Genomic DNA, 12,357 nt, shown 5'->3' with positions numbered 1-12,357 from the left:
AGTTCTCAGAGTTCGAAGGACTCGTGGTGGATGCGGCGGGCGGGTACGCCGGCGCCGCGCAGTGCGGTGTACGCGCCCTCGGCGAAGCCGGGCGGCCCGCACAGGAACACGTCGTGGTCGTCGATGTCGGGCAGCTTCTGGCGCAGCGTCTCCGGGTTGATGTCGGGGCGCTCCCCGTCGGGGCTGTTCACCGCGTACATCAGCCGGGCACCGCGCTCGTCGGCGATGGCCGACAACTCGTCCCACAGCGCCAGGTCCTGGGTGCTGTTGGCCCGGTACAGCAGGGTGAGGTCGCCACGTTCCGCCGGCAGCGTCTCGAACAGCGCCCGCATCGGGGTGATGCCCACGCCGCCGGCCATCAGCAGCACCTTGCCCTGGCTGCGCCGGGACGCGGTCAGGGCGCCGTACGGGCCCTCGGCCCACACCCGCGTGCCCCGCTTGAGTCCCTTGAGCGCGGTGCTGTGGTCGCCCAGCGCCTTGACGGTGATCCGCAGCAGCCCGGGGCGCGGCGCGGCCGACAGTGAGTACGGGTGCGAGCTGAGCCGCATGCCCGGCGCCATGAACCGCCAGCGGAAGAACTGCCCCGGTTCGGCGCCGATCCGGTGCAGCCGCTTCCCGCTGATCAGCACGGAGACGATGCCGGGCGCCTCCTCGACGACCTCCTCGACCTGCATCCGGTGGCGCAGGTTCAGCCGGACCGGCGTGATCACCCGGTACCAGATCACCAGCGCGGTGACCGCCCCGTACAGCGCGTACCAGGCGGTGGTCGCGGCGGGCTCGACGGCGAAGTCGTTGCCGGTGGACAGCTGGTGCCAGAACGACAGGTACACGGACACGTACGTGAGCAGGTGGATGTGGTACCAGGTGTCGTACGGGATCCTCTTGCGCAGTCCGCCCACCGAGATCAGGCCGATGAACAGCAGCAGACCCGTGCCGATCGCCGCCTTGCCCATGTCGGGCAGGGTCTTGACCGAGTCGATGGTCTGCTCGACGACCCCGGTGTTCGCCTGGAGGGCGTAGCCGTACATCGTCAGGCCGATGTGGGCGAGGACGAGACACAGCATGTAACGGCCGCTCATGGCGTGCCAGCGGGCGACCCGGTCCGAGCCGACGCGGCGTTCCAGTGCGGGTACCCGGGCCATCTGCAGGACGACGAGGGCCATCAGATAGCCGGCGAGCAGACCGGTGATCCGGCCCGCGTTCAGGATCCGGCCCTTGTCGTCGGCGATGGCCGGCGTGTTGCTCCACCAGAGCCAGACGACGCCCGCCGCGCCCGCCCATACGGCGATCAGCAACGCGATGGCGGGGGAGCGGCGAGGGCGGATACGGCGCATCGTCTGGCGCCGCGCGGCGCGACCGCCGGCGATCGTGCTCACGGTTCCTCCGTGGGGGACGCTGGGAAGGGGGAGTGACCCCTAGGCCCACTGGTACGTCCCGGGACGGCTGTGTGTTCAACGGGCCGCGGGGCAAGCCGTGAACTGCTGAGACTCGCGGTAACCGGAGTCGGCCACCACCTAGTGGCGAGCGATGGCGGTCGGCCCGTGGTCCGTCCCGATGGCGATGTGCGGACTGCGGCCGGGCTCGGCCCAGTTCAGGATGCGCCGCATGGCGTCCTTGGGCACGGACACACAACCGGCCGTCGCCCCAGGCCCGTTGACGTGCAGGAAGATCCCCGCGCCCCGTCCGCGTACGGGCCGCGCGTAGTTGAAACCGATGACGAGGGCGTACGCGTACTGCGTCCCGTACGAGATCAGGTGCTCGGACTCGGCGGCGCGGCAGTCGGCCGGGCGGGGGTCGGTCCACCGGTTGTAGGAGCGGGAGTCGTTGTCCTGGCACCACCAGGAGGTCCGCCGCACCGGCCGGTACGGCGTGCGCGTCCCCTCGGGCGCCGGGTCGATCCCGAAGGCGTACGGCAGGTCGTACAGGCCGGTGGGTGTGGTGTTCGTGCCCTGTTCGCGTGAGCCGCCCTCGACGAGCCCCTTCGCGCCGAAGCGCGCGGGCGCCGAACCGGTCTTCACCCAGTGCCCGTGACGCCGGTCCCACCAGGTGACCGTGCCGGTCGTCGAGGAGGTGCGGGCGGCCCGCGCGGTGATGAGCTGGCTCCCGCCGCCCGTGTCCGCCATCCGCTCGGGCAGCGGGGCCCGGCCCTCGGGAACCGGTCCCGCGGCCAGGACGAGGAGAGAGACGGTCGCGAGTACGGCGGCTCCGGGGCGCATGCTCAGACGGTACGGGCCGGCAGGGGCAGCGGCAGCCCGGGGAGGCCGTCCATGCTGGTCCCGATGTGCTCCTTCTTCTCGAAGTACGCGTTCAGCGAGGCGTCGTCCTCGCGCGCGAAGCGCCTGGCGTGCAGGTCGCGGTCCTCGTCGTACGACATGAAGGGCACCGCGTAACCGCAGCTGTCCCGGACGACTTCGGCCGTCACCACGATGATCGCCCGTAGGCCGTGCGGGTCGGGGGTGATGTCCGGGAAGTGTGCGAGGAGTTCCTCGAACCGGGGGTCGTCGCGGAAGACCGGCTCGCCCCGGCCGTGCACGCGGACGATGTTCGGCGGGCCCTGGAAGGCGCACCACATCAGGGTGATCCGGCCGTTCTCCCGCAGATGCGCGATGGTCTCGGCGTGGCTGCCGGCGAAGTCCAGGTACGCGACGGTGAGGTCGTCGAGGACCACGAACGAACCGGTCAGTCCTTTGGGCGAGAGGTTGACCGTGCCGTCGCCGGACAATGGCGCGGTGGCGGTGAAGAAGAGGGGCTGCGCCTCGATGAACGTACGCAGGCGGCCGTCTATGCGTTCGTAGGTCTTTCCCATGGTCGCTGATTATCGGCGAAAGTCTTTCGCCTGTCTAACTATTTGCGCTGACGGCTGACGGCTGACGGCTGACGGCGGACAGCGGGCTCCGGGACCCGCGGGGCCGTGTGGCCCCGGGTCCCGGAGCCCGGGCTCGCCCCGGCGGGCGCGCGGGGCGCCCGTGGGGGTGGCGCCGGCTCTACTGGTTCAGCTCGCAGGCCGCGAGGGCTTCGAGGCCTTCCGGCTTGGCCGCGGCCCGGCCGATGGCGGTCTCGATGCGGTTGAGCACCGCGACGCGCTTGTCCTCCAGGGGGCCGAGGATGGCGTTCTGGACGAAGTTGGCGCCGCCCTGGCCGACGGTGTCGATGAGCCGCTGGTTGGCCTCGGCGATCTGGGTGTCCAGGAGGGCGAGGTTCCTGGTGACCTCGTCCTGGGCGGACGCGGGGATCGCGGGCAGGCTGCCCTCGACAGCGGGGCAGTCGACCGTACCGACGGCGCCCGCGTCACCCGTGTCGCCCGTGTCCTCGGCTCCGCCGGTGTCGCCCGCGTTCCCGCCGGCCTCCTCCGTGGCCGCCCCGGTCGGCTCGGCCCCGGCCTCCTCGCCCGCCTCGCCGCCCGCTTCGGCAGCGCCGTCGGCGTTCAGCTCGCAGGGGGCGAGGGCTTCGAGGCCCTCGGGCTTGGCGGCGGTGCGGCCGATGGCGGTCTCGATGCGGTTGAGGGTGGCGACGCGCTTGTCCTCCAGGGGGCCGAGGATGGCGTTCTGGACGAAGTTGGCGCCGCCCTGGCCGACGGTGTCGATGAGCCGCTGGTTGGCCTCGGCGATCTGGGTGTCCAGGAGGGCGAGGTTCCTGGTGACCTCGTCCTGGGCGGACGCGGGGATCGCGGGGAGACTGCCGTCCACGGCGGGGCAGCTGATCGTGCCGGGGGAGGCGAGGGTGGAGGCCTGGCCTTCGTTGCTCCTGGACGTCTCCCCGGCGAGGGCGGAACCTGCGATCACCGCTCCGGACAACGCCACCGCGGCCGCGCCGCCGATGATCGCCACGCGGCGCTTGTTGTACTTCGGAAGAGCCCTGGACATGGGGATGCCTCACTTGGGTCAGGGGAGGGGGCGGTGACTTCGAAGTGGGGTTCGAAGGTGCTTCACGGACGCGGCGCCTGCGTTCGGGGTGGAGTACGGGTAAGCGGTTTCTCGCGTTCAACGGACGCGGAAATTCGGTCGCCGCGCGCCACTCCGACGCTGTGGGCGACGTCCCGGGCGCCTTGGATTGACGAATCATGCGTCAGTCTGCATAATCATGCATGGCGGTGCGGTGATGTACTGCGGAAACGGTCGGTACCGTCGTCAGGTGCGGGTCGTACCGGGCCGGTCGCGCAGTTCCCACCGCCCCTGAGGGGCGCCCTTGTGGGCGTCTTTTCCCTATCGTTCTGATCGTCCTGATCGTTCTGAGGAGCGCAGCCAGTGAGCAGCAACAGTGGTGACGTACGGCTCTGGGGCGGGCGGTTCGCCGACGGTCCCGCCGAGGCACTGGCGAAGCTGTCCGCGTCCGTCCACTTCGACTGGCGGCTCGCGCCCTACGACATCGCCGGTTCACGTGCCCACGCGCGCGTGCTGCACAAGGCGCACCTCCTCGACGACGACGAGCTGACCCGGATGCTCGCGGGCCTCGACCGGCTGGAGACCGCAGTGGCGGACGGCTCCTTCGTCGGCACCGTCGCCGACGAGGACGTCCACACCGCCCTGGAACGCGGACTCCTGGAGCAGCTCGGCCCCGACCTCGGCGGCAAGCTGCGCGCCGGCCGCTCGCGCAACGACCAGGTGGCCACGCTCTTCCGGATGTACCTGCGCGACCACGCCCGGATCATCGGCGGCCTGATCGCCGAACTCCAGGACGCGCTCGTCGGCCTGGCGGAGGCGCACCCCGACGTCGCGATGCCCGGCCGCACCCACCTCCAGCACGCCCAGCCGGTGCTGTTCGCCCACCACGTCCTGGCCCACGCGCAGGCCCTCTCCCGGGACGCCGAGCGGCTGCGGCAGTGGGACGAGCGGACCGCGGTGTCGCCGTACGGCTCCGGCGCGCTCGCGGGCAGCAGCCTCGGCCTCGACCCGGAATCGGTCGCCAAGGACCTCGGCTTCGAGCACGGCAGCGTCGGCAACTCCATCGACGGCACGGCCTCGCGGGACTTCGCCGCCGAGTTCGCCTTCATCACCGCGATGATCGGCGTCAACCTCTCGCGGATCGCGGAGGAGGTCATCATCTGGAACACGAAGGAGTTCTCCTTCGTCACCCTGCACGACGCGTTCTCCACCGGCTCGTCGATCATGCCGCAGAAGAAGAACCCGGACATCGCGGAGCTGGCGCGCGGCAAGAGCGGTCGTCTGATCGGCAACCTCACCGGCCTGATGGCGACCCTCAAGGCCCTCCCGCTCGCCTACAACCGCGACCTCCAGGAGGACAAGGAGCCGGTCTTCGACTCCTGCGACCAGCTGGAGGTCCTGCTGCCGGCCTTCACCGGGATGATGGCGACACTGACCGTCAACCGCGAACGGATGGAGGAACTGGCCCCGGCCGGGTTCTCGCTCGCCACCGACATCGCCGAGTGGCTGGTGAAGCAGGGGGTGCCGTTCCGGGTCGCGCACGAGGTCGCGGGGGAGTGCGTGAAGGCCGCCGAGGCCGACGGGGTCGAACTGGACGGACTCACCGACGAGCAGTTCGCGAAGATCTCCGCGCATCTCACACCCGAGGTGCGGTCGGTCCTGAACGTCCCCGGCGCGCTGGCGTCCCGCTCCGCGCGCGGCGGCACGGCCCCGAGCGCGGTCGCCGTCCAACTCACCGAGGTGAAGTCGGACGTGGCGACGCAGCACGCGTGGTCCACGGCGAAGTCGAGGCGGTAGGCCCGAACGGCGTCCGGAAGCCCGGGGCCACTGGGCCCGGCCGCCGACTGCGCGCAGTTCCCCGCGCCCCTCGGGAGACACCGCCCGGCCGACCGCTGCGGGCACGCCACGGTCACCCGCGCCGTTCCCCGCGTCCCCTGGGGGGTGACGGCCGGTGGCGTGCTGCGGGCGCGCTGTGGCTGGTCGCGCAGTTCCCCGCGCCCCTGAGGTGGGTGAGGGCCGGACGAATGCTGCGGGCACGCCGTGGTTGCCCGCGCCGTTCCTCGCGCCCCTTGGGGGGTGGCGGCCGGTGGCGTGCTGCGGGCGCGCTGTGGCTGGTCGCGCAGTTCCCCGCGCCCCTGAGGTGGGTGAGGGCCGGACGAATGCTGCGGGCACGCCGTGGTTGCCCGCGCCGTTCCTCGCGCCCCTGAAAAACGGGGCTGCGCCCCAGCCTTTCGCCCCTAAGGGGCGCGGGGAACGGCGCGCTCAGCCACGACGCACCCGCAGCGAACAACGGTCCTTTCGGGGGCGCGGGGAACGGCGCGAGCAACCACGACGCACCCGCGGTGGATGACGGGCCGTCGCCACCTAAGGGGCGCGGGGAACGGCGTGAGCAACCACGACGCACCCGCAGCGGACGACAGGCCGTCACCCCCCAAGGGGCGCGAGGAACTGCGCGGGCAACCACACACGACCCGCACCAGACAACCGGCCCTGTGAGGGGCGCGGGGAACTGCGCGACAAGCCACAGCGCACCCGCACCCGGCGACGGCCCACCCACCCGCCCGCCGGAAGGTCATCGGGATACGTTGGTCGGACAGCCGCCCGGAGCCGACCAACGGAGCTTGCGATGCCCTTCGCCCGACTGGCAACAGCCACCACCCCCACCTGCCACATCGGCCTCGGCCTCGCCGCAATCGGTCGCCCCGGTTACATCACCCTCGGCCGGGACGAAGACCTCGGAGCGGACCGCAGCGTCGAAACGCTGCGCACCCGCACCCATGAACTCCTCGACGCCGCCTACGCCCAAGGCGTCCGCTACTTCGACGCCGCCCGCTCGTACGGCCGCTCGGAGGAGTTCCTGGCGAGCTGGCTGACCGCGCGCCCCGCCATCGACGACATCGTCGTCGGCAGCAAATGGGGCTACACCTACACCGCCGACTGGCGCACGGACGCCGAGGCCCACGAGATCAAGGACCACAGCCTCACCACGTACGTGCGGCAGCGCGCCGAGAGCGCCGAACTGCTCGGCGACCGGCTCGACCTCTACCAGATCCACTCGGTGACGCCCGAGAGCCCGGCCCTCACCGACAAGGAACTGCACGCCGAACTGGCCGAGGCCGCCGTGCAGGGCCTGACCGTCGGCTTCTCCACCAGCGGTCCCGCCCAGGCCGACGCGATCCGCGCCGCGCTCGCCGTGACCGTCGGTTCGACGCCCCTCTTCCGGACCGTCCAGGCCACGTACAACATCCTCGACACCTCCGCGGGACCCGCGCTGGCCGAGGCGCACGAGGCCGGACTCACCGTGATCATCAAGGAGGGCATGGCCAACGGCCGCCTCGCCGACCCGCACGCGCCGCCCACCGTGCACGCGATCGCGGAGGAGGCGGGCGCCGGTTCCGACGCGGTCGCCCTCGCCTTCGTGCTGCGCCGCCCCTGGGCGGGCGTGGTCCTCTCCGGCGCGGCCACCACCAACCAGCTCGCCTCCAACCTGCACGCCGCGGTCGTCGATCTCGACGACGGCCAGGCGGCCCGCCTCGACACCTTGGCCGAGGAGCCGGGCGCCTACTGGGAGCACCGCGCAGGCCTGCCCTGGCACTGACCTCTCCCGCCCGACCACCCCTTATTGACGTTCCCCGACCCCTCCTGGTGAGCGTCACATGCCCCACATGAGACATTCATGTCTCATGTGGGCTATGGTTGTCTCATGGCCGTCGATCGTGAACATGTGCTGCGCAGCGCAGCCGCCCTGCTGACCCGCAGAGCCACCGCCACCATGGACGAGGTCGCCAAGGCGGCCGGGATCAGTCGGGCGACCCTGCACCGCCAGTTCGCGGGCCGCGACGCGCTCGTCAGGGCGCTCGAAGAGCTGGGCATCCAGGAGTGCGAGGCGGCGCTGGGGGCGGCCCGGCTCGACGACGGCACCGCTCGCGAGGCCGTACGCCGTCTGGTGGGCGAGTTCGAGAGCGCGGCGGGACTGCTCGGCTTCCTCTACACCGAGAACCAGCTGTTCGAGGGCGAGGAGCAGAACGCGGGCTGGTCCCGCATCGACGCCCGGATCGCGGCGCTGTTCCGGCGGGGCCAGGAGAGCGGCGAGTTCCGTATCGACCTGACTCCGGCCTGGCTCACCGAAGCCCTCTACGGGCTCTTCGCCTCCGGGGCGTGGGCCGTGAGCGAGGGCCGGGTGGCGGCCAAGGACTTCCAGTACATGATCGTCGAGCTGTTGCTCGGCGGCGCACTACGGAGAGAGGAATCATGACCAGCACGACGCGGCCGGCGTTCGCGGCGGAGACGGAGAAGCGACCGGGCCGTTGGCTCGCGCTGTCCGTCCTCGTCCTCGCCGTGCTGCTGGTGGCCGTCGACGCGACCGTCCTCGGTCTCGCGACCCCCTACATCAGTGAGGACCTGAAGCCTTCCGGCAATCAGCTCCTGTGGATCGGTGACGTCTACTCGTTCGTCATCGCAGGTCTGCTCGTCTCCATGGGCAGTCTCGGTGACCGTGTCGGCCGCAAGAAGCTGCTGCTTGTCGGCTCGGTCGCGTTCGGCCTGGTCTCCGTGCTCAACGCCTACGCGAGTACGCCCGAACTGCTGATCGTGGCGCGGGCGTTGCTCGGTGTCGCGGGTGCCACGCTGATGCCCGCCACGCTCGCCCTCATCCGCAACCTCTTCCACGATCCGCGCGAACGCAGTCTCGCCATCGGTATCTGGGGCGCCACCGCCTCGGCCGGTACGGCGGTCGGCCCCGTCCTCGGCGGCTTCCTGCTCGAACACTTCTGGTGGGGCTCGGTCTTCCTGATCAACCTGCCCGTCATGGCGGTCCTCGTCCTGGTCGGTGTGAAGCTCCTGCCGGAGTCCCGCAACCCCGAGCCCGGCCCCTGGGACCTCCTCAGCGTCGTGCTGTCCCTCGTCGGCATGGTCGGCATCGTGTACGGCATCAAGGAGGCCGCGTCGCACGGTCCGAACGCGACGGCGGGCGCGGCGGCCCTGCTCGGAGCGGCGGCGCTGTACGGCTTCGTACGCCGCCAACTGACCCTCCCCGTCCCGCTCCTGAACATGCGGCTGTTCCGCAACCGCGGCTTCTCCGGAGCGGTGCTGGCCGACCTGCTGACCATCCTCGGCCTGTCCGGAGTGGTCTTCTTCCTCTCGCAGTACCTGCAACTCGTGCAGGGACGCGGCCCGCTGGAGGCCGGCCTCGCCGAACTGCCCGCGGCGGTGGGCGCGGTGGCGGCGGGACTGGTCGCAGGAACGTTCGCTCGCAGGTACTCGGTACGTGCCGTCGTGGCTGGCGGTCTCGCCGCGATCGGGCTCGCCCTGGCCGCGCTGACCGTGCTGGACCAGTCCACCGGCTATCCGCTCCTCGGCGCGGCCCTGCTGGTCGTCGGCGTCGGCGCGGGCTTCTCCTTCACCGTGACCGCCGACGTGATCCTCTCCAGCGTGCCCAGGGAACAGGCGGGCGCCGCGTCCGCGGTCTCCGAGACGGCGTACGAGCTGGGGGCGGCCCTGGGCATCGCCCTGCTGGGCTCGATCGTCACGGGCGTCTACGCGGGCTTCACGGCCCCGGCGGGCACCCCGCGGGACGTGGCCGACGCGGCCCACGAGTCCCTCGGCGGAGCGGTGGAGGCGTCCTCGGCCCTGCCCACCCCCGAGCCCCTGCTGGACGCGGCCCGCACGGCTTTCGTGGACGGCGTCGCCCTGGCAGCAGGCCTGGGCGCGCTGGTCCTGCTGGCCGCGTCAGCGGCAGCATGGCACCTACTGAGAAACCAAAAGCTGTAGCCCCGTAGAGGGCGCGGGGAATGGCGCGCCCAGCCCACGACAACGATCACGTACGAACTGTTCCCCGCGCCCCACCACCCAGGGACGCGGGGAACGGCGCGCTCGACCACATACGACCCGCACTGTGCCACCGGCCGTCACCCCCTCAGGGGCGCGGGGAACTGCGCGACCGGCCCAAGACGGCCCGCACCCGACAGGCCGACGACCACCCGGTCAAAAACCCAGCGGAGCTACGCCGCTTCCTTCGCCTTCGTGGCGTACATGTCCACATACTCCTGCCCCGACAACCGCATGACCTCAGCCATCACGGAGTCGGTCACGGCCCGCAGCACGTACCGGTCCCGATCCATCCCCTCGTACCGCGAGAACTCCATCGCCTCACCGAACCGAACGGTGACCCGCCCCGGCCGAGGGAACCCCGCACCACCGGGCTGGATCTTGTCCGTACCGATGATCGCGAACGGCACCACGGGCGCCCCGGTCATCAGCGCGAGCCGCGCGATACCGGTGCGGCCCCGGTAGAGCCGCCCGTCGGGAGACCGGGTCCCCTCCGGGTAGATACTGAAGACCTTGCCCTCCTCCAGCACCCGACGCCCCGTCATCAGCGCCGCCACACCCCCGCGTCCGCCGTCCCGGTCGACCGGGATCATGCCGCAGCCGGTGAAGAACCACGCCATCAGCCGCCCCTTAAGGCCCTTGCCGGTGACGTATTCGTCCTTGCCGATGAAGAAGACCTGGCGGTCGCAGAACAGCGGCATGATCATCGAGTCGATGAACGTGAGATGGTTGCCGGCCAGGATGACCGGACCCGTGCCCGGGATGCGCTCCGCACCCTCCACCCGTGGGCGGAACATCAGGCGCATGATCGGTCCGAGCACTGCCTTGATGAGCGCGAAGCGGGACAACGGGCCCTCCGGTGTCAAGGGGTGGGTGACAAGTCTGTGTGGGTTTCAAGTCTGTGCAGGTGAGGACGATACTCGCGCGCGCCGGGGTCTTGCACATCGGGTTCACCGACTGGATACGCACTGTTGACCCTTGTTTACCTGGGGTGGTGCCGTGTCACACGGCCGTCATCCGTACGAGACGGTGTGACGAAATCCGCACGAGTTAGCCCTCATGGGGCAGGTTCCCACCCACGGCTGTCCAAACTTCCGTTTGCCGCCGACCGCCTTTCTTCTTCAGCCCGTCCGGCGTTTGAGGACGAGCGCGCAAGCGCGACAGGGGGTCTGGGGGCGCAGCCCCCAGGGACAGTGGCAGGAAGACACCCACCGTCACCCACGTGTTCCGTCCAAGGTCTCCCACCCGTCACCGCACCCCACCTACGATCAGTCCCGCTTTGACAGGTGCAGGGCAGTATGCGGAGGAGCGCTCATGGGCACGCAGGGGACGCAGGACACGCAGGACTCGAACGAGGGCCGCACCGGGACCACCCCGGGCCGGCGCGCACTGCTCGGGGCCGCGGTCCTCGGCGCCGGCGGAGCGGTCCTCGGACTGCCGGCCACGGCGAGAGCCGCCGAGAAGCACGGCAGCGGCAGTTACAACGGCGGCTACAAGAGCCTGCCCAGGCCCACGGTCATCGGGCACCGCGGAGCCAGCGGCTACCGCCCGGAGCACACGCTCGGCTCTTACCAGCTCGCCCTCGACACGGGCGCGCACATCATCGAGGCCGGCGACCTGGTGCCGACCAAGGACGGCCACCTCGTCTGCCGCCACGAGCCCGAGATCGGCGGTACGACGGACGTCGCCGCGCACCCCGAGTTCGCGGACCGCAAGGTCACCAAGCTGCTCGACGGGGTCTCCACGACAGGGTGGTTCACCGAGGACTTCACGCTCGCCGAGCTGAAGACCCTCCGCGCCAAGGAGCGCGTTCCGGCCAACCGCCCGCACAACACGCTCTACGACGGCCGCTGGGAGATCCCCACCTTCGAAGAGGTGCTGCGCTGGCGTGAGGAGCAGAGCAGGAAGCTCGGCCGGCAGGTCTGGATCTACCCCGAGCTGAAGCACCCCACCTACTTCCGCAAGCTGGGCCTCGGCCTGGAGGAGCGGGTCGCCAAGGTGCTGCGCAGGCACGGCCTTCACAAGAAGAACTCGCCGGTCATCCTCCAGTCCTTCGAGCCGACCAGCATCCAGCGCCTGAACAAGCTGGTGGACAACCCGCTGGCCGTGCTCCTGTCCGCGGTGAACACCCGCCCCTGGGACTTCGTGGAGACGGGCGACCCGCGTACGGTCGCCGACCTGGTCAAGCCCGCGGGTCTGAAGTGGATCGCCTCCTACGCGCAGGGCATCGGACCGACCCTCGACCTGATCATCCCGAAGGACGCGAGCGGCAACCTCACCACGCCGACCACCCTGGTCCGGGACGCGCACGCCGAGGGCCTGATCCTGCACCCGTACACGATGCGCAACGAGAACCCCTTCCTGCCCGCGAACTTCCGCAAGGGCACCGACGCGGACGCCTACGGTGACGCCTTCGGCGCCTTCGCCACGTACTTCGCCACCGGCATCGACGGGGTCTTCACCGACAACCCGGACACCGGCCTCCTCGCCCGCGAGGACTTCCTCAAGAAGAACTGACCCGGAACCGATCCAGAACCGATCCAGAGCTGATCCAGAACTGATCCGGAGCCGATCCGTCCGCGGGCGCGGTCGTCAACGACCGCGCCCGCGAACCCGGTCGGGTGACGCACGGCCGTCCCGGCAACCTCGC

Annotated in this window: 10 protein-coding genes; 5 read left to right on the top strand and 5 right to left on the bottom strand. The window is 70.8% G+C overall.

Annotated elements, in window-relative coordinates:
* Window positions 1-5 precede the first annotated feature (5 nt).
* The 4 genes from C6Y14_RS28750 to C6Y14_RS28735 form a co-directional block, all read right to left on the bottom strand.
* Entirely contained in the window at window positions 6-1,334 is a 1,329-nt protein-coding gene (locus C6Y14_RS28750; RefSeq protein WP_107019877.1) for a ferredoxin reductase family protein, read from the bottom strand.
* 180 nt (window positions 1,335-1,514) lie between these two features.
* Complete coding sequence (locus C6Y14_RS28745; RefSeq protein WP_107019752.1) at window positions 1,515-2,216, bottom strand: L,D-transpeptidase family protein; 702 nt, start codon at window positions 2,214-2,216, stop codon at window positions 1,515-1,517.
* 2 nt (window positions 2,217-2,218) lie between these two features.
* A complete protein-coding gene (locus C6Y14_RS28740) occupies window positions 2,219-2,806 on the bottom strand; it encodes a pyridoxamine 5'-phosphate oxidase family protein (RefSeq protein WP_107019751.1) in 588 nt (195 codons plus the stop codon).
* A gap of 178 nt (window positions 2,807-2,984) precedes the next feature.
* The gene (locus C6Y14_RS28735) at window positions 2,985-3,863 is read right to left on the bottom strand and encodes a hypothetical protein (protein ID WP_107019750.1); all 879 of its coding nucleotides are present in this window, start codon (window positions 3,861-3,863) and stop codon (window positions 2,985-2,987) included.
* 381 nt (window positions 3,864-4,244) lie between these two features.
* Between C6Y14_RS28735 and argH the strand changes: the two genes are divergently transcribed.
* The 4 genes from argH to C6Y14_RS28715 all read left to right on the top strand — a co-directional run bounded on the left by argH (window position 4,245) and on the right by C6Y14_RS28715 (window position 9,650).
* Window positions 4,245-5,678 (top strand): argininosuccinate lyase, encoded by a 1,434-nt coding sequence (gene argH, locus C6Y14_RS28730; protein ID WP_107019749.1) that lies wholly within the window; start codon window positions 4,245-4,247, stop codon window positions 5,676-5,678.
* 829 nt (window positions 5,679-6,507) lie between these two features.
* A complete protein-coding gene (locus C6Y14_RS28725) occupies window positions 6,508-7,479 on the top strand; it encodes an aldo/keto reductase (protein ID WP_107019748.1) in 972 nt (323 codons plus the stop codon).
* Between the two features lie 105 nt (window positions 7,480-7,584).
* Window positions 7,585-8,136 (top strand): TetR/AcrR family transcriptional regulator, encoded by a 552-nt coding sequence (locus tag C6Y14_RS28720; RefSeq protein WP_225891334.1) that lies wholly within the window; start codon window positions 7,585-7,587, stop codon window positions 8,134-8,136.
* Window positions 8,133-9,650 (top strand): MFS transporter, encoded by a 1,518-nt coding sequence (locus C6Y14_RS28715; RefSeq protein WP_107019746.1) that lies wholly within the window; start codon window positions 8,133-8,135, stop codon window positions 9,648-9,650. The genes C6Y14_RS28720 and C6Y14_RS28715 overlap by 4 nt, the downstream gene beginning before the upstream one ends.
* A 230-nt stretch (window positions 9,651-9,880) precedes the next feature.
* On the opposite strand, the gene C6Y14_RS28710 is transcribed toward C6Y14_RS28715, so the two are convergent.
* Window positions 9,881-10,504, bottom strand: coding sequence for a lysophospholipid acyltransferase family protein (locus C6Y14_RS28710; RefSeq protein WP_225891333.1), 624 nt, complete (start codon window positions 10,502-10,504; stop codon window positions 9,881-9,883).
* A 517-nt stretch (window positions 10,505-11,021) separates the two neighbouring features.
* On the opposite strand from C6Y14_RS28710, the gene C6Y14_RS28705 reads away from it, so the two are divergent.
* Window positions 11,022-12,224, top strand: coding sequence for a glycerophosphodiester phosphodiesterase (locus C6Y14_RS28705; protein ID WP_107019744.1), 1,203 nt, complete (start codon window positions 11,022-11,024; stop codon window positions 12,222-12,224).
* Window positions 12,225-12,357 lie beyond the last annotated feature (133 nt).

The sequence above is a fragment of the Streptomyces dioscori genome (assembly GCF_003024195.1).
GTDB lineage: Bacteria > Actinomycetota > Actinomycetes > Streptomycetales > Streptomycetaceae > Streptomyces > Streptomyces dioscori.
This window is presented reverse-complemented; position numbering and strand designations above follow the sequence as displayed.